14 protein-coding genes and 2 pseudogenes are annotated in these 16866 nt (G+C 72.1%); 10 read left to right on the top strand and 6 right to left on the bottom strand.

The annotated features are described in order from the left end of the window. Positions 1-944 (top strand): AAA family ATPase (locus ACWD3D_RS20010; protein ID WP_451462175.1); only part of this gene is annotated, 944 nt, incomplete at its 5' end. Here the strand turns inward: ACWD3D_RS20010 and ACWD3D_RS20005 are convergent. Beyond that, the gene (locus tag ACWD3D_RS20005) at positions 914-3460 is read right to left on the bottom strand and encodes a hypothetical protein (protein ID WP_451462174.1); all 2547 of its coding nucleotides are present in this window, start codon (positions 3458-3460) and stop codon (positions 914-916) included. The genes ACWD3D_RS20010 and ACWD3D_RS20005 overlap by 31 nt on opposite strands. 395 nt (positions 3461-3855) lie before the next feature. Between ACWD3D_RS20005 and ACWD3D_RS20000 the strand changes: the two genes are divergently transcribed. Together ACWD3D_RS20000 and ACWD3D_RS19995 are read left to right on the top strand one after the other, a co-directional pair. Then, positions 3856-4719 carry a DeoR/GlpR family DNA-binding transcription regulator gene (locus tag ACWD3D_RS20000; RefSeq protein ID WP_451462173.1) on the top strand — a complete coding sequence of 288 codons (864 nt, stop codon included), beginning with the start codon at positions 3856-3858 and terminating at the stop codon, positions 4717-4719. Between the two features lie 123 nt (positions 4720-4842). Then, positions 4843-5295, top strand: coding sequence for an SRPBCC family protein (locus ACWD3D_RS19995; RefSeq protein WP_451462176.1), 453 nt, complete (start codon positions 4843-4845; stop codon positions 5293-5295). Between the two features lie 93 nt (positions 5296-5388). Here ACWD3D_RS19995 and ACWD3D_RS19990 read toward each other — a convergent pair whose 3' ends face one another. After that, positions 5389-6522: a PLP-dependent cysteine synthase family protein gene (locus ACWD3D_RS19990; RefSeq protein WP_451462172.1), complete on the bottom strand. Its 1134-nt coding sequence runs from the start codon at positions 6520-6522 to the stop codon at positions 5389-5391. Between the two features lie 254 nt (positions 6523-6776). Here ACWD3D_RS19990 and ACWD3D_RS19985 point away from each other — a divergent pair, with 254 nt between their 5' ends. Together ACWD3D_RS19985 and ACWD3D_RS19980 are read left to right on the top strand one after the other, a co-directional pair. Then, positions 6777-7094: a hypothetical protein gene (locus ACWD3D_RS19985; protein WP_451462171.1), complete on the top strand. Its 318-nt coding sequence runs from the start codon at positions 6777-6779 to the stop codon at positions 7092-7094. Between the two features lie 412 nt (positions 7095-7506). Beyond that, entirely contained in the window at positions 7507-8031 is a 525-nt protein-coding gene (locus tag ACWD3D_RS19980; protein WP_451462170.1) for an ATP-binding protein, read from the top strand. A 105-nt stretch (positions 8032-8136) separates the two neighbouring features. Here the strand turns inward: ACWD3D_RS19980 and ACWD3D_RS19975 are convergent, their stop codons facing one another. Beyond that, positions 8137-9351 carry an ROK family protein gene (locus ACWD3D_RS19975; RefSeq protein ID WP_451462169.1) on the bottom strand — a complete coding sequence of 405 codons (1215 nt, stop codon included), beginning with the start codon at positions 9349-9351 and terminating at the stop codon, positions 8137-8139. A gap of 121 nt (positions 9352-9472) precedes the next feature. On the opposite strand from ACWD3D_RS19975, the gene ACWD3D_RS19970 reads away from it, so the two are divergent. Continuing rightward, complete coding sequence (locus ACWD3D_RS19970) at positions 9473-10720, top strand: MFS transporter (RefSeq protein WP_451462168.1); 1248 nt, start codon at positions 9473-9475, stop codon at positions 10718-10720. A gap of 99 nt (positions 10721-10819) precedes the next feature. Here ACWD3D_RS19970 and ACWD3D_RS19965 read toward each other — a convergent pair. Then, positions 10820-11056, bottom strand: a pseudogene (locus tag ACWD3D_RS19965) (cupin domain-containing protein); the annotation flags it as partial. A 3-nt stretch (positions 11057-11059) separates the two neighbouring features. On the opposite strand from ACWD3D_RS19965, the pseudogene ACWD3D_RS19960 reads away from it, so the two are divergent. Both ACWD3D_RS19960 and ACWD3D_RS19955 read left to right on the top strand, forming a co-directional pair. Further along, positions 11060-11678, top strand: a pseudogene (locus ACWD3D_RS19960) (B3/B4 domain-containing protein); the annotation flags it as partial. Between the two features lie 85 nt (positions 11679-11763). Next, a complete protein-coding gene (locus ACWD3D_RS19955; RefSeq protein WP_451462167.1) occupies positions 11764-12507 on the top strand; it encodes a maleylpyruvate isomerase family mycothiol-dependent enzyme in 744 nt (247 codons plus the stop codon). Between the two features lie 25 nt (positions 12508-12532). Here the strand turns inward: ACWD3D_RS19955 and ACWD3D_RS19950 are convergent, their stop codons facing one another. Further along, positions 12533-13252 carry a TetR/AcrR family transcriptional regulator gene (locus tag ACWD3D_RS19950; RefSeq protein WP_451462166.1) on the bottom strand — a complete coding sequence of 240 codons (720 nt, stop codon included), beginning with the start codon at positions 13250-13252 and terminating at the stop codon, positions 12533-12535. A gap of 160 nt (positions 13253-13412) precedes the next feature. Here ACWD3D_RS19950 and ACWD3D_RS19945 point away from each other — a divergent pair, with 160 nt between their 5' ends. Then, on the top strand, positions 13413-13880 hold the full coding sequence (locus ACWD3D_RS19945) for a nitroreductase family deazaflavin-dependent oxidoreductase (RefSeq protein ID WP_451462165.1): 468 nt from the start codon (positions 13413-13415) through the stop codon (positions 13878-13880). Positions 13881-13930: 50 nt separating this feature from the next. Here the strand turns inward: ACWD3D_RS19945 and ACWD3D_RS19940 are convergent, their stop codons facing one another. Continuing rightward, on the bottom strand, positions 13931-15163 hold the full coding sequence (locus tag ACWD3D_RS19940) for a geranylgeranyl reductase family protein (protein ID WP_451462164.1): 1233 nt from the start codon (positions 15161-15163) through the stop codon (positions 13931-13933). A 195-nt stretch (positions 15164-15358) separates the two neighbouring features. Between ACWD3D_RS19940 and ACWD3D_RS19935 the strand changes: the two genes are divergently transcribed. After that, positions 15359-16723, top strand: a complete 1365-nt coding sequence (locus ACWD3D_RS19935) for a M20/M25/M40 family metallo-hydrolase (RefSeq protein ID WP_451462163.1) — start codon at positions 15359-15361, stop codon at positions 16721-16723. Positions 16724-16866 lie beyond the last annotated feature (143 nt).

Raw genomic sequence — 16866 nt, 5'->3', positions numbered from 1 at the left:
GGTTGCAGACCGATGTGATCGACCTGTACCAGCTGCACCGCGCCGATCCGGAGGTGCCCGTGGAGGTGATCTTCCGGGGATGGCCCGCGACGCCCGCCGCAGCGCCCGTGCCCGATCCGCCCGCCGAGCCGGTCCGCGACTCGGACGCGGTCCTCGGTGAACTGGACGCGCTGGTAGGGCTGGACAGCGTCAAACGGGAGGTCCGGGCGCTCACCGACATGATCGAGGTGGGCCGCCGGCGGCAGCGGGCGGGCCTCAAGGCCGCCTCCGTCCGCCGCCACCTCGTCTTCACCGGCTCACCCGGTACCGGGAAGACCACGGTGGCCCGGCTGTACGGCGAGATCCTGGCCTCCCTCGGCGTACTGGAGCGGGGCCACCTGGTCGAGGTGTCCCGGGTGGACCTGGTCGGCGAGCACATCGGCTCGACCGCCATCCGCACCCAGGAGGCGTTCGACCGGGCCCGGGGCGGGGTGCTCTTCGTGGACGAGGCGTACGCCCTCTCCCCCGAGGACTCCGGAAGGGACTTCGGGCGGGAGGCCATCGACACGCTGGTGAAGCTGATGGAGGACCACCGCGACGCCGTGGTGGTGATCGTCGCCGGCTACACCCACGAGATGGAGCGGTTCCTCACCGTCAACCCTGGTGTGGCGTCCCGCTTCTCCCGGACCATCACCTTCGGCGACTACCAGCCGGACGAGCTCCTGCGGATCGTCCGGCAGCAGGCCGAGGAGCACGAGTACACCCTCGCCGAAGGCACCGGGGAGGCTCTCACGAAGTACTTCACGGAGCTGCCCAAGGGGCCCGCCTTCGGCAACGGCCGCACCGCGCGCCAGACCTTCGAATCGATGGTGGAGCGGCACGCGGGCCGGGTCGCCCAGTTCGCCGAGACGAGCACGGACGACCTGACCCTGCTCTACCCGGAGGATCTGCCCGAACTCCCCTGACCCTCCGCGCTCGGGCGCCCGGCCCCGTCGCCCTGCCGGGGCAGTACGGGGCCGAGTTCGGCGAGCAGGGCAGCGCGTTCCCGGGCGAACACCGGGTCGGCCTGGTAGTCGGAGTGTCCCAGGATGGGTTCGGGCAGGGGCAGTTCGGCGGTCCGGCCGTGCACCAGCGGGTCCTTCAGCGGTCCGCGGTCGACCTCGGGGCGTCCTGCTCGCTCGTGGATACGGACGGGTCCCCCTATCGGGTCGGTGGCCCGCCACAGGTTGCGCCAGCAGTGGACCGACCCGTGCAGCCCGCGCAGTGCGGCGGGGCCGAAGTACGCCGGAAACCAGCGGCCGTACAGTCGTTCGGCGGGTGAACCGTACGTGAGGAGCGCGACCCGGCGGCGAGTGACGGCCGGAAGCTGCCAGACGGCGGAGGCCGCGAGCACGCTGCCCTGCGAGTGGCCCGAGATGACGAGCCTGCCGCCGGTCCTGGCCGTCCAGGCGGACATCCGGGAGGCGAGGTCGGGCACGGCCCGCTCGGCGTAGCAGGGCGGCGCGAAGGGGTGGGCGGCGCGGGGCCAGTACGTGCCGACGTCCCAGAGGATGCCGATGGTCCGCCGGGCCGAGGCGTCGCGGTAGGCGCGCCGGCCGGAGGCGACGAACAGTATGAAGCCGAAGCCGGCCATCCAGGACCCCGTCGACTGCGCGGCCTCGGCCGCGGATTCGAGGAACGGCCCGGTTCCGTCCATGGCCCGGCCGGGCACCTGCCCGGTCGCCCAAGAGCCTGCCAGGGCCGCCGCGCCGAGCAGCAGAGTGGTCCCGGACACCAGTCCGATGATCCAGGACACCTCGTCGGTGAGCCGGGCGGCGGCCCGGGCGCGCGCGATCTGCCGGGTACGGCCCCGCTCGGGCGTACGGCCCCGGTACTCCGGGGCGTACTCGGCGGCGACGGCCGGTTCGAAGCGGCGGGCGAGGCGGGCGGTACGGGCGAGGAGCACGCCCACGGGAACCAGCAGGACGAGGAGCAGGACCGGGAGCACCGACGCCTGCCAGCTCAGGAGGACGGGCGGACCTCCTATGGCGGAGCCCGCTCCCATACCGGGGGTGCCCGGGCCGTCCAGCCAGTCGGCGACCCGCTGGGCCAGGCCACCGGTCATCACTCCGCCCAGCGCGCAGGCCAGCATCGCGATCGCCGGGCCGCCCAGCCCGTACAGCGCGGTGCGGGCGTCGGGGGCGTGGCGGTGGAGACTCACGGCGACGGCGGCGAGCGCGACCACGAGAACGCCCTGGCCGACGGTGAGTGCCACGAAGGTGTCCGCGCCCGCGACGAGAACGCCCGAGGAGGTCCAGCCGGGCCGCGACCAGCCCGCGTGGAGGAGGGACAGGGCCAGCAGGACGAGGGCGGCGGACGGGAGGAAGTTGATGACCGCCCTGTCGAGGCGGTGGTCGAGACGGCGCTCGCTGCGGCCCCGGCGGCAGACGACGGCCACGACGAGGAGGGCGCAGGACACCAGTGCGATGGTCAGCAGGCGGCCGAGGAGTACGGGGCCGGGGCCGGAGTGGGCGACGTCGTAGTCGGCGGCGGCCCGCTGGACGAAGACGGCGACGGTGAGCAGCCCGGCGGCGGTGTGCGCGGCGCGCAGCCGGGCCACGAGGCGGCGCCCGTACCAGAAGCCGGGGCGGCCGAGCGCGGCTCGCCCGGCGGGTACGGTGTCCGGCGTGTCGCCGCGGTCGGGGATCTTCGGATCCGGCGTGCCGCCACCGTCCGGGGCGGTGCTCGGGGCGGTGCTCGGTGCGGTGCTCGGGGCGGTGCTCGGTGCACTGTCAAAGTCGCTCGTCGCGTCGCCGTCCGGTCCCGGGGCCCCGTCCACGTCTGCGGGCGCGTCGCCCCGCGAATCGGTGCCGAGGAAGGGCCGCTGGGACTCGTACGCGCTCCAGGTGCGGTTGGACAGGTACCAGAGCAGGGTGACGAGGGCCGTGGGCAGCGCGGCTGCGAGGGCGAGCCGTCTGCCGGGCTGGGACCACCAGCCGCCTTGTTCGGCGGAGAGGAAACCGAGCCAGGACCGCCGGTCCGAGCAGGCGGACACGCCGGCGCACTGCCAGGCCACGAGGTCGAGCGCCACTTCGCAGGCCGCCGCCGTCAGCAGCACGGTGAGGCTGAGCGCGAGGACCCGGACGAGCACACCGTAGAACCGGACCGCGCGGGTGCGTCCACCGGCGGCGGGCCGCATCCAGTGCGCGAGGTTGATCACCATGAACGGGAGGAGCAGCAGCCACAGGGCGCGGGAGCCGTTTCCGGAGGTCAGGTTGGACCAGCAGTACGCCTCCGCGACGGGTTTGTCGCGGTAGCGCTCGGGGTGTTCCTCCGCGTCCACGTCCTCCGGGCGCCGGTACATCGCGGCGGTGAGGTCGCCGGTCACGCGCACCGTGCGCGGGTCGCCGAGCATCTCCTGCGGCGTGGTGCCGCCCACGCCGTGGACGAGCAGTTCGAGCGCGATCGCGGTGGAACGGGAAACCTGGGGAGCAGGGGCCAAGGGAGTACTCGCTCTCCGGTGTGCCCGGCCGTCCGGCGGGCGTGGAAGGGGACCGGGCGGCTCGGCACCCGTTACACCAGAATCGCCGAGATCGGCGTCGTGTGACGGCCTCTCACCGAATTTCCCACGTCCAGTGCCGCGCCCGGCCATGTTTGCCCCATGAGGAGCGGTGTTCGGTGCGTGCGACCGCAAGGCGGCCGGACATTCTGGCAGCGGCGTGTTACCAGGGCATTGGCCAACGCGAGTGCGTGTGCCGAACACCGCGGCGGGCCAGAGCTTGCCGGGCGCGGCACTGGACCTCGGTGCCCCTCCCCGGGAGGCGCGTGGGAGGATTGGGCGGGCGTTCCGCGGTGCCGCGGAACCGTACGGCCAGAGGGAAGGACGGGGACCCCGCGTTGAGCGAGAATCAGAATCTGCTCGCGGAGCAGCGGCGCGCCCTGATCCTCGACGAGGTCCGCAAGCGCGGCGGAGTCCGCGTCAACGAGCTGACCCGGCGGCTCAACGTGTCCGACATGACGATCCGGCGTGACCTGGACGCGCTGGCCCGCCAGGGCGTCATCGAGAAGGTGCACGGCGGCGCGGTGCCGGTCGTGGATACCAGCACTCACGAGCCCGGGTTCGAGGCGAAGTCGGCCCTGGAGCCGAGCGCCAAGGAGGACATCGCACGGGCCGCGGCGGCGATGGCCGCGCCGGGCAGCGCGATCGCGCTCTCGGGCGGTACGACCACCTACGCGCTGGCGCAGCGGCTGGTGGACGTACCGGACCTGACCGTGGTGACCAACTCGGTGCGGGTGGCCGACGTCTTCCACGACGCCCACCGCCCGGCCGCCTCGGGCGCCGCCCGCACGGGCGCGGCCACAGTGGTACTGACGGGCGGGGTGCGGACCCCCTCCGACTCGCTCGTCGGACCGGTGGCGGACCGCGCCATCGGCTCGCTCCACTTCGACGTGCTCTTCCTCGGAGTGCACGGCATCTCCGACGAGGCCGGTCTCTCCACACCGAATCTGGCGGAGGCGGAGACGAACCGGCGGTTCGTGTCGGCCGCGCGCCGGGTCGTGGTGGTGGCCGACCACACCAAGTGGGGAACGATCGGGCTGAGTTCCTTCGCGACGCTCGGTGAGGTGGACACCTTCGTGACGGACGCGGGCCTGTCGAAGGCGGCGCGGGCGGAGATCGAGGAGCTTCTGCCGGGCGGCCTGCTGGTCGCGGGGCCGGCCGGGGCACGGGAACCCGACGCGCAACCGCCGGCCGAGCGCTGACCCGCACCTGGGTGGTGTCCGGCGGATCATGGCCGGGGCCGTGACGCCCGGAACGGACCGAGGCGCACCGAACACCTTCCGCTTGTCCGACGTGAAGGGTCGGGCACGGCCTACGATCGGATGGTGGCCGTCTTCCGGATCGAGCGATTCCCGTCCCTTCCACCCGCCGAGGCCTGGCGCCGGGTGACCGATTGGGAGCGGCACGGCGCGCATGTGCCGCTCACCTCGGTCCTCGTCCCTGCAGGGGCGCGGACCGGGGTCGGCACGGTGTTCGTCGCCCGCACCGGATTGGGTCCGCTCACCTTCGACGACCCCATGGAAGTGGTGCGCTGGACGCCTCCCGAGGCGGGCCGTGCGGGGCTCTGCCGTCTGGAGAAGCGCGGTCGTACGGTCCGGGGGCGGGCGTCGATCGACGTGATGCCGACCCGGACCGGCTCCCACGTGGTGTGGGTGGAGGACCTCAGACTTTTCCTTCCTGGCCGGTGGATCGATCCGCTGCTCGTGGCGGCCGGGCGGCGGATGTTCGGCCGGGTGCTCGACGGCCTCCTCGAAGCCCCGGCGCGCGCGCCGCGGTAACCGCGGGCGTCGGGCGTCGGGCGTCGGGCGTCAGGCGTCAGGCGTCAGGCGTCAGGCGTCAGGCGTCAGGCGTCAGGCGTCAGGCGTCAGGCGTCAGGCGGGCCAGCCTCCGGTGCGCAGGAAGGTGTCGAGCGCGTCGGCGTACGGGGCGATGTCGAGGCCCTGCTCGTTCAGCCAGGCGTCGGAATAGTACTTGTCCAGGTAGCGGTCGCCGGAGTCGCAGATCAGCGTGACGACACTGCCCTGCTCGCCCCGCTCCACCATCTCCGCGATGATCTTGAAGGCGCTCCAGAGCCCGGTCCCGGTGGAGCCGCCCGCCTTGCGGCCCATCACCCGTTCCAGGGCGCGTACCGCCGCGACGCTCGCCGCGTCCGGGACCTTCATCATCCGGTCGATGGCCCCGGGAACGAAGCTCGGTTCCATCCGGGGCCGGCCGATCCCCTCGATGCGGGAACCGCAGTCGCTGCTCGCCAGCGGGTCGTGTCGCGTCCAGCCGTCGAAGAAGCAGGAGTTCTCGGGGTCGGGGACGCAGATCCGGGTGTCGTGCTGCATGTAGTGGACGTACCGGGCGATGGTCGCCGAGGTGCCGCCGGTACCCGCCGTGGCGACGATCCACGCGGGGTCCGGATATCGTTCCAGTCTCAGTTGCTGGTAGACCGACTCGGCGATGTTGTTGTTGCCGCGCCAGTCGGTGGCCCGTTCCGCGTAGGTGAACTGGTCCATGTAGTGACCACCGGTCTCCTTGGCGAGGACGGCCGACTCCTCGTACATGGCCCGCGGGTCATCGACGAAGTGGCAGCGGCCACCGTGGAATTCGATCAGACGGCACTTCTCGGGGCTGGTCGTGCGCGGCATCACCGCGACGAAGGGCACCCCGATCAACTTGGCGAAGTACGCCTCGGAGACCGCCGTCGAACCACTGGACGCCTCGATGACCGGCTTCCCCGGGCGGATCCAGCCGTTGCAGAGTCCGTAGAGGAAGAGCGAGCGGGCAAGGCGGTGCTTGAGGCTGCCGGTCGGGTGGGTGGACTCGTCCTTGAGGTACAGATCGATGCCCCACTCCTCGGGCAGCGGGAAGCGCAACAGGTGGGTGTCCGCGGATCTGTTGGCGTCGGCCTGTACCTTGCGCACGGCCTCCTTGAGCCACGACCGGTACGCGGAGTCGCTGCGGTCGACGTCAGTCGTCGTGACGGCCCCGCCATCACGTCCGTGCCCGCTGATGCCCATCGCTGATCCTCCTGTGTGGAACCGGTGATGCCTTCTCCTCACGATATTCCTCCCACCTGCGCAAACAGGAACTTGGATCTCCCCAAGGACGTACTTGGACACGGAGTCCGGACCGCGGGTGCCCGGCAAGCCGACACACGTCGCCCGGCGTCACCTTGCGTACACGCGATTCAGCCCGACACGCGTACGTGAACACGTGCCAGGACGGGAAGAATCCCCCCAGGAGCCAATGTGTGGAGGGGGGCGGCCGAGCGGTGGACGACGTCGAGTTCAGCGCACGGGGGGTGCGGATCGAGCGATGGGCCCGCTCGCTCACGCGGGCCGGGCAGGTCATCGTCAAGGACGGCCGGGTGGCTCTCCTGACGAGCAACGGCCGGGAGATCGACAGCGCCCCGGTGGGGGCCGTCAGCGCGTGGAAGCGGTGGTTCTCCCAGACCGACTCGGCCGTAGCCCGGGTCAACGGCGTGCGCTACCGCCTCACGATGGGACAACGCGGTCGGCGGCCGGACGGGACAGCGCCGATACATCACTTCCTCGAGGTCGTGCGCAGCGCCGGCTGTCGGCACCGCTGAACCCGCTGAGCGAAACGCGCGGCCACCCCTGACACCCGCGTCGCACACATCGCCGGAGATCCGGTTTTCCGGCAGTGCGCGACGGCGCCACGGAACGCCGCGGGCTCGCGACGGCAACCCCGACACCGCTGATCAGCCCGCATCGGGGCCCCTGATCGACCCCGGACCGGCCCTTGATCAGCCCTCGATCCGCCCTGGACAGCCCCTGAGCCGGGTCCACGGCCGCGAGTTGCGGTGCGGGGCGCCCTGAGCGACGCTGAAGTCACGTCACGGACGGTTCAACGACGGTCACCCTGCGACTGAGGGGGCCCGCAGCCGCGCCGGACCACAGAGCAGACCAAAAACACCAGCCAGCCAGATGCTGGATCCGTTCCTCCGTCTTCTTCCGGACCTCTTTCGGGGAGTCGCAGCCGTGATCAGCGAGCCAAGCAGGCACTGCACGGTGGAGCTCCAGGCACTGCCGTCGCGGATCGGTCAGGTCCGCAGAATCATCTCGGCACAATTGCGTTACTGGCATCTCGATCCTCTGATCGACCATGCAGCCCTGGGCGTCACCGAACTTCTCACCAACGTCCACCGCCACGCGGAGCCGGACAAGTCGTGCACCGTCGACATCGAGCTGCTGCTCGATCGTCTGACGGTCTCCGTCCACGACCACGACCCGCGGTTGCCCACCGTGAACGTGGCGGAGACCTTCGCCACCTCGGGGCGCGGGCTGGCCCTCATTGCCGCCGTCAGTGAGAGTTGGGGCGTCCGCCCCGGCGAGAAGGCGGGCAAGATCGTCTGGTTCACCCTGCCCACCCCGTCCACCACGGCGACGGTACTGCCACCGCTCGCGGTGTACGGATCGATGACCGACGGCCCGTTCTCGGGGCGGTACGCGGGTGCGGTGGAAGCCTTGGCGCAGTTCCCCAGCCGGTCTGCGGTCCTCGGCTGACGCTCCCTCAAAGCAGTTTGTCCGGTACGGATTTCGCCTGCGGCCGGTGCCCTGGAACCGGTACGGCTCCCCGGACACCGGCCGCCCGGCGTGCTGAAGGGCGGGTCAGACGAGGACGGTCAGCGGGTCGTCGAGCACCGGCTGCCAGGCCAGCTCGGCCGCGCCCACCAGGCTGTCGTGCGCGAGCGTGCAGGGCAGGATCGGCACGCTGCCGCTGCGCCCCCACAGGCTGCGGTCGGCGACGACGGCCCGCAATCGCTCGGGGTCGGCTTCGAGCAGATCCCGGTGGAGCCCCCCGAGGATGACCCGATCGGGGTTGAGGATGTTGACGAGCCCCGCGAGCCCCAGTCCCAGCCGGTCGATGAGCGCCTCGGCGGCGCGGCGCACCTCCCCGTCCTCGTACTCCGTACGCAACAGGTCACCCGCCTGCTTGAGCAGCGACTCCTCCGGGCCGGGCGGCCGGCCCGCCGCGAGGAGGAAGGCGAGCGGGTCCGCCTCGACGTCGAGGCAGCCCCGGCCGCCGCAGTGGCACGCACGGCCCTCGGGGTTCACCGTGAGGTGCCCGACTTCGAGGGCGAGCCCCGAACTCCCGCTGTGCAGACGGCCGTCGAGCACCAGAGCACCACCGACGCCCCGATGACCGGTGGCCACGCAGAGCAGGTGCCGGGCGCCGCGCCCGGAGCCGTGCCGGTGCTCCGCGAGCGCCGCGAGGTTGACGTCGTTCCCGGTGAACACCGGCCCCTCGATGCCCGCTTCACGCACACAGGCACGGAAGATCTCACGCACCGGAGCACCGGCGGGCCAGGCGATGTGCATCGGGTTCAGGGCCGTCCCCTCCGGTTCGGCCACCGCCGAGGGGACGGCGAGTCCGGCGCCCACGCAGCGCAGCCCGCTGCCTCGCAGCAGCCGCGCGCCTGCCTCGACCACCTCGCCGAGCACTTGCGCGGGGTCGGCCATGACGGTGCCGCAGCCCGGCGCGGTGGCGACGATCCTGCCACCGAGACCGACCAGCGCCGCACGGAAGCCGTCGGTGTGCACCTGAGCGGCGAGTACGACGGGCCCGGCCTCGCGCACCGAGAGCCGATGCGAGGGGCGACCCTGCGAGCCGGCCGCCGAACCAGGGCTGGAGTCGACCCTGATGAGCCCGAGCGCCTCCAGCTCGGCCGCGACCGCGCCGGCGGTGGCGCGGGTGACGCCCAGTTCGGAGGTCAGCACGGCACGCGTGGGCGCACGCCCCGTGTGCACCAGTTCCAGGGCCGGCCCGAGCGCGCTGCGGCCCCTCTCCAGCTTCGTCCGCGTGATGGACACCTTGCCGTTCATGGGGGCGAGTCTCCCACGATCCCGCGGCGTCCCTGACGCTTCGGTACCAGCTCACGACGTGCTGCGGGTCACGTCCGCATCCGTCTTGTGCCCTTCCCGGGCACGCCCCTATGCTGACTTTGTGCCGCACATAAACAAACTGCGGACGGTCCGAACGGGGGGTCATGGCGGAGACACCGCCCCACCCTCCGCGGCCCGGCTCCGCATCGCGCTGACCGCGTTCTTCGCTCTCGACGGATTCCTCTTCGCAGGCTGGGTCGTACGCATCCCGGCCATCAAGCACCACATCGGCGCCTCCACCTCCTCGCTCGGACTCGCCCTGCTGGGCGTCTCGGCGGGCGCGGTGATCACGATGGTTCTCACCGGCCGGCTCTGCCACCGCTTCGGCAGCCACCGGGTCGGCGTCTGGTGCGGCATCCTGCTCTCCCTGAGCATCGCCCTGCCCGCGCACGCCGGTTCGGCACTCACGCTCGGGCTGCTGCTACTGGTCTTCGGCGCCGCGTACGGCGGGATGAACGTCGCCATGAACAGTGCGGCGGTGGACCTCGTCGCCGCCATCCGCCGCCCCGTACTGCCCAGCTTCCACGCCGCGTTCAGTTTCGGCGGCATGGCCGGCGCGGGTATCGGCGGCATCGCCGCGAGCCACCTCTCCCCCGTCGTCCACCTGACCCTGCTCGCCGCGACCGGGCTGCTGGTCACCGCGGTCATGGGACCGGTCATGCTCCGCAACGCCCCGGACGGCGCGGCCACCACGCCGGGTGCGCCGTCCACACCCTCCGCGCCGGACGACCGCGATCCGTCTCCCCGCATGACCCCGGCCGTCCGCCGAGTGGTCTTCCTGTTCGGCGTGATCGCGCTCTGCACCGCGTACGGCGAGGGTGCGCTCGCGGAGTGGAGCGCGCTGCACCTCTCCCAGGACCTGCACGCCGCGCCGGGTACCGCGGCTGTCGGATATTCACTGTTCGCCCTGGCCATGGGAGTTGGCCGACTCACCGGCACGGCCCTGCTGGAACGTTTCGGCCAGACGCGGACGCTGGTACTGGGCGGCGCGGCGGCCGCAGCCGGGATGCTGCTGGGCTCGCTCGCCCCCACGGTCCCGCTCGCGCTCGCCGGCTTCGCCGTGACCGGGCTCGGACTGGCCAACATCTTCCCGGTCGCGGTCGGCCGGGCGGGCGCGCTGGCCGGTCCCGGCGGTGTCGCCGCGGCGTCCACCCTCGGTTACGGCGGCATGCTGGTCGGGCCGCCCGTCATCGGTTTCCTCGCGGACTGGCTCTCGCTGCCGACGGCCCTGACAACGGTGGCCCTGCTCGCCGCGGCGGCCGCCGCGCTCGGTTACGTCTCCCGTACCGCTTCCCCGCACGCCCGATAGACCACAGGGCCGCGTTCGGCGGAGCGGCGGACGCGGCCGGTGAGCGCCGGTCCCGTACGTCGACGCCCAGGCCACCGATCCAGTCCTGTGCGCTGCCGCTCAGGGCGCCGAGGCGGGCACGGGTGGCAGGTGGACGGTCATGATCGGGTGGCAGGTCTCCGCACCACCGCCGCGACAGGAACGCGCGGTATCGCCGTCGAAGGCAGCGGTCCGACCGGCTTCGACGGAATGCTCGGTGCCGTCGACGATCAGGATCGTCCGGCCTGCGGTGACACTGACGGTCTCGACGACACCGGCCTGGTGAGGGTGGCTGGGGTATTCCTCGCCCGGCTGGAGTTCACCGCCACCGGCCTGCGGGGCCACGAAGACTGGCCCGCGACCGCGGAAGCACTGAACGACCTGGGGCGCCGGGGCGCCGACGGCTCCTGGCGGCCCGCCGACGAAACCCACCCGCGGATCGAGGCATGGCACACCGCCTACTTGTTCCTTCGGTACCAACCCCCGCCGCATCCGCCCCAGCGTCGACGCGGTCGGCCGCCGCTCCACGAAGAAGGGGTCCCTGCCGCGCATCGACCCGGCGGTCGACTCCTGCAACGCCGTCCCGGTGCGCCACGGCCTGCCCGCCGGCGCCTTCGGCCTCGACCACGTCACCGGCGACGTCGGCATCCGCCACGCGGACGGCCGCGAGGAGTTCACGCCGCTCGGCGAACCCGGAACCATCGAGAACCCCAAGCCCGGCAAGATCGTCTACGCGGACACCACCGGCATCCTGACCCCGTACCGGAACCACCGCGACGCCCCTCGCACCCGTGTCACCAAAGACTCCACCCGTGTCGTCTTCGCCATCGAGACCCTGCACGCCGACCGCGACGGAGATCTGCTCAGGACGGCGGCGAACGAGCTGCGGGACCGGCTGACTCCGCACGCCGGACAGACCGCCGTGCACCGGCTCGGGGCCGGCCCGGAACAACTCCTGTTCACCGTCCGAGACTTCCCCCGACAACGTGGACGACCGCACCCCGACCCCTGCCACAATCTGCAGCATGGACATGCCCGAACAGATCAGACAGCTGGACGAAGAAGGCCGGTTGCTCGCGGCGACGGCCGCGAAGTCGGGGACGAGCGCTCCGGTGCCGACCTGCCCGGGCTGGCTGGTGCGCGACCTGCTGCGCCACACCGGCACCGTGCACCGCTGGGCGACGGCTTTCGTCGTCGAGGGACACACCGAGTACGTCGCCGAAAAGGACGAACCCGACCTGGACGGAGCGGAGTTGCTCGACTGGTTCAGCGAAGGGCACCGGGTGCTGGTCGCCGCGCTGGAAGCCGCTCCGCGCGACCTCACCTGCTGGACGTTCATGCCGGCAGCCTCGGGATCGGCGTTCTGGGCGCGCCGCCAGCTGCACGAGACGACGGTACACCGGCTGGATGCCGAGTCGGCGCTCGAGGAGCCGTACTCCCCTGTGGACACGGTCCGCGCGCTGGACGGCATCGACGAGTTGCTGGTCGGCTTCCACGCCCGCGCCAAGAGCCGGGTACGCGCCGAAGATCCTCGCGTCCTGCGGGTGCACGCGGTCGACGCGGACGCCGCCTGGACCGTACGGCTCTCGGCCGGACCGCCGCAGGCCGTGCGCGACGACGGCCGCGGGACCGTGGCCGACTGTGTGCTGAGCGGCGACGCGGAAGCCCTCTACGCGATGTTGTGGAACCGCCTGCCGCTCTCCTCCGTCACCGTCGGCGGCGACGAGTCCGTGGCGCGGCTCTGGACGGAGAACTCGGCCGTCGTCTGACGGCCCGGGAGCGGGCGTCGAACGGTCACCCCTCGGCCCGCCCCCCGGGCGCCGCGAGGCCGACCGAGTGCGCGAGTCCGTTCGCCGCCTGACGGAACAGCGCCTCCCGGTCCCGCACGACCCCGTTGAACTGGCCGAAGAGTTCGAAGGAGACGAGTCCGAAGAGCTGGGCCCAGGCGATGACGAGTGCGGCAACGTTGGCCGCAGGCAGGTCCGGGGCGAGTTCGGCCGCCATCCGGGCCGCCTCGGGGCTCAGCGCGGCGGAGAGCGGCGGCGTGGCGACGCCCTCGCCGTGGTGGGCCTCGCGGACCAGGCCGATGAGGACCATCCCCACCCGGGAGGCCGGGCCGACGGTGTCCTGGGGCGCCACGTAGCCGGGTACGGGCGAGCCGTGGATCAGGGCGTACTCGTGCGGGTGCGCGAGGGCCCATTCCCGTATGGCGCAGGCGACGGCCGTCCAGGCGGTGGCGGGGGATCCGTCCGGGCCGGCGGTCGCGTCGCGGCCGGCTTTCTCGGCGGCTTCGCCGATCGCGTCGTAGGCGTCGACGATCAGCGCCGTCAGCAGTTCGTCGCGACTGGGGAAGTAGCGGTAGAGCGCCGAGGAGACCATGCCGAGTGCGCGGGCGACGGCGCGCAGCGAGAGCCGGGCGGCTCCCTCCGCGGCGAGCTGCACCCTCGCCTCGTCCTTGATCGCGGCCGTGATCTCCGAACGGGCGCGCTCCCTGGCTCCTCTGATGGCACTCATGGCGCCCATTCTGCCATGCGAACGGATCACCGAACAGAAACGAGAGCACCGCTCTTGCGAAGTCGACTCGGCAGGAGCACACTGATCTCACACGAGAGCACCGCTCTCGAAGACGTCCGGGGAAGCCGGACCACTTCGCCGTTCAGGGACTGGGGACACCATGTCGCAGGCACAGCCGTACTACTTCAGAGCCGGTGCGGTCGGCACCCGCTTCAACAGCGTGGTCGGGTGGCTCGCCCGACACGGCTTCAGCCTTCTCGGCACGGCGGAGATGTCCGTACGGGGGCGCAAGAGCGGCAAGATGCAGCGCGTACCGGTGAACCCGCACGTCCATGACGGTGAGCAGTACCTGGTCTCCGCCCGCGGCCACTCCCAGTGGGTGCGCAACATGCGGGCGGCGGGCGGCGGCGAGCTGCGGGTGGGGCGCAGGACGCGCACCTTCACCGCGGTGGAGATCGCGGACGACGCGCAGAAGGCGCGCATCGTACGCGCCTATCTGAAGCGTTGGGGCTGGGAGGTGAACCAGTACTTCCAGGGCGTCACCGCCACGTCGACGGACGCGGAACTGCTGGCGGCCTGCCCCGACCACCCGGTGTTCCGGATCACCGTGGAGCAGCGCGGCAACTGACCCGCGGCCGGCCCGCCCCGCGGCCGGGCCGGCCGCGGGGCGGAAGCCGATCAGCCGTTGTCGGCCGCCCTGCGGTCCATCACGGAGAGCGCACGGTGTGCCAGGGGGTGCGTACGGACCAGCTCGGCCAGCGACGTCGTCCCCCGGGTGATCCCGGCGAACGCCTTCCAGGCGGGCCTGAAGGTCGTGAGCACCGCGTGCAGGACTCCGGGACGGCGCTCGAAGAGCTTGAGCATCCGGCGTCCGACGTTCATCTCCACGCCGAGTCCCGCCTTGATGGCGAACGCGTAGTTGAGCGCCTGCCGTCGGGCGTCCACCGCGTCGCGGGCCTCGGCGATGCGTACCGCCCACTCCCCCGCCAGCCGGCCCGAACGGAGCGCGAAGGAGATGCCCTCACGGGTCCAGGGCTCCAGGAGGCCCGCCGCGTCGCCGCAGACCACGACCCGGCCGCGGGAGAGCGGCGAGTCCTCGCTGCGGCAGCGGGTGAGGTGGCCCGAGGAGATCTTCGGCTCGAAGCCGGCCAGCCCGAGGCGGGCGACGAAGTCCTCCAGGTACCGCTTCGTCCCGGCGCCGTCGCCCCGGGCGGAGATCACGCCGACGGTCAGCGTGTCGCCCTTGGGGAAGACCCAGCCGTAACTACCGGGCATCGGGCCCCAGTCGATGAGCACCCGCCCGGCCCAGTCCTCGGCGACCGTCTCGGGGACGGGGATCTCCGCCTCCAGGCCGAGGTCCACCTGATCGAGCTTCACCCCGACGTGGGCGCCTATGCGTCCGGCGCTGCCGTCGGCACCGACGACGGCCCGCGCGAGCACCGTCTCACCGCCGGCCAGCACCACCGCGACGGTGCGCCGGTCCGGTACGGACGAACCGTGCTGCTCGACGCGCGCGACGGAGGCACCCGTACGCAGTTCGGCGCCGGCCTTCTGTGCCTCTTCGACCAGCTGGGCGTCGAACTCGGGCCGGTTGATGAGGCCGAAGAGCATGCGCTTCGACTTGCGGGTGCGCACCAGCTTCCCGTTGAGGGAGAAGGTGACGGCGTGCACGCGGTCGCGCAGGGGAAGTTCGAATCCCGGCGGGAGGGAATCGCGCGAATATCCGATGATCCCGCCGCCGCATGTCTTGTAGCGGGGCAGTTCCGCCTTCTCCAGCAGCAGGACCCGACGGCCCGCGACGGCCGCCGCGTATGCCGCGGAGGCACCGGCCGGCCCTGCACCGACTACCACGACGTCCCACACCGACGACTCTTCGTGCTCACGTCCGGCGTCTGCGTTCTCGCTGCTCACGATGTGCTTCTGCTCCCGATCCGACCAGTTGCCCCAGCTACTGACGGCATCCTACGGCGCGATGCGGCCAGGGTCCGCTGTGGGAGGATCGGCAGTGATTTCGTCGTACGGACAACGCCGGACAAACGGCGTCGTCCGCGGTCGCGCACGGCCTTCACGACCGCACCCGGCACCGCACCCCCAAGGAGCCTTCCCATGACCGCCCGTCCGATCTCCGAATCCGTCGCCTCGCTGATGCCTCGTGCCAAGGCGGAGCTGAGCGAACTGGTGGCGTTCCAGTCGGTGGCGGATCCCGCGCAGTTCCCGAAGAGCGAGTGCGAGGCCGCGGCCGGCTGGGTCGCCGACGCGCTCACCGCCGAGGGCTTCGGGGACGTCGCGCTGCTGGACACGCCCGACGGAACCCAGTCCGTGTACGGATACCTCCCCGGCCCGGCCGGAGCCCCGACCGTACTCCTCTACGCCCACTACGACGTGCAGCCGCCGCTCGACGAGTCGGCCTGGCTCTCCCCGCCGTTCGAGCTGACCGAGCGGGACGGACGCTGGTTCGGCCGGGGTACGGCGGACTGCAAGGGCGGCCTGATCATGCATCTGCTCGCGCTCCGCGCGCTCAAGGCGAACGGCGGCGTGCCGGTAGGCGTGAAGGTGGTCGCGGAGGGGTCCGAGGAGCAGGGCACCGGCGGGCTGGAGCGATACGCGGAGGAGCACCCGGAGCTGCTCGCGGCCGACACGATCGTCATCGGCGACGCGGGCAACTTCCGGGTCGGTCTGCCCACCGTCACCGCGACCCTGCGCGGCATGACAATGCTGCGCGTGACACTCAACACTCTTGAGGGGAACCTGCATTCCGGCCAGTTCGGCGGCGCGGCCCCGGACGCGCTCGCCGCGATGATCCAGCTGCTCGCCTCGCTGCGCGCCGAGGACGGCACGACGACGGTGGACGGACTCACCGGGGACGCCTCCTGGGACGGGCTGCAGTACCCGGAGGAGGACTTCCGCAAGGACGCGAAGGTGCTGGACGGGGTGGAACTGATCGGCGCGGGTACGGTCGCCGACCGCATCTGGGCGCGGCCCGCGGTGACCGTGATCGGGATCGACTGCCCGCCGGTCGTCGGTGCCACGCCGTCCGTGCAGGCGAGCGCGCGAGCGCAGATCAGCCTGCGGGTGCCGCCGGGGCAGGACGCCGCGGAGGCGACGAAGCTGCTGACCGCGCACCTGGAGTCGCACGCCCCCTGGGGAGCGCGCGTCACCGTCGAACAGGTGGGCCAGGGCCAGCCGTTCCGCGCGGACGTGACCAGCCCCGCGTACACCTCCATGGCCGCGGCCATGCGGATCGCGTTCCCCGGCGAGGAGATGCAGACGGCGGGCATGGGCGGGTCGATCCCGCTCTGCAACACGCTGGCGGAGCTGTACCCGGAGTCGGAGATCCTGCTCATCGGGCTGAGCGAGCCCGAGGCGCAGATCCACGCGGTCAACGAGAGCGTCTCGCCCGAGGAGCTGGAACGCCTCGCGGTCACGGAGGCTCTGTTCCTCCAGAACTACGCGGCGTCACGCCGGGGCTGACGGACACGCGCGGGGGCGCTGATCCCCCAGAACTACGCGGCGTCACGCCGGGGCCGGCGGACACGCGCGGAGGCTCTGTTCCTCCAGAACTACGCGGCGTCACGCCGGGGCCGGCGGACACGCGGGCACGCGGGCACGCGGGC

It is taken from the genome of Streptomyces sp. NPDC002690 (genome assembly GCF_053592415.1).
Note: the sequence above shows the minus strand (reverse complement) of the source record. Positions and strands in the feature narration are given on the sequence as shown.

What these genes read in the sequence shown, in the direction of transcription:
- ACWD3D_RS19950 (WP_451462166.1), bottom strand. Translation starts at nt 13,252, where the DNA reads ATGAGTGCCATCAGAGGAGCCAGGGAGCGCGCCCGTTCGGAGATCACG.
- ACWD3D_RS19990 (WP_451462172.1), bottom strand. Translation starts at nt 6,522, where the DNA reads ATGGGCATCAGCGGGCACGGACGTGATGGCGGGGCCGTCACGACGACT.
- ACWD3D_RS19975 (WP_451462169.1), bottom strand. Translation starts at nt 9,351, where the DNA reads ATGAACGGCAAGGTGTCCATCACGCGGACGAAGCTGGAGAGGGGCCGC.
- ACWD3D_RS19945 (WP_451462165.1), top strand. Translation starts at nt 13,413, where the DNA reads ATGTCGCAGGCACAGCCGTACTACTTCAGAGCCGGTGCGGTCGGCACC.
- ACWD3D_RS19955 (WP_451462167.1), top strand. Translation starts at nt 11,764, where the DNA reads ATGGACATGCCCGAACAGATCAGACAGCTGGACGAAGAAGGCCGGTTG.
- ACWD3D_RS19935 (WP_451462163.1), top strand. Translation starts at nt 15,359, where the DNA reads ATGACCGCCCGTCCGATCTCCGAATCCGTCGCCTCGCTGATGCCTCGT.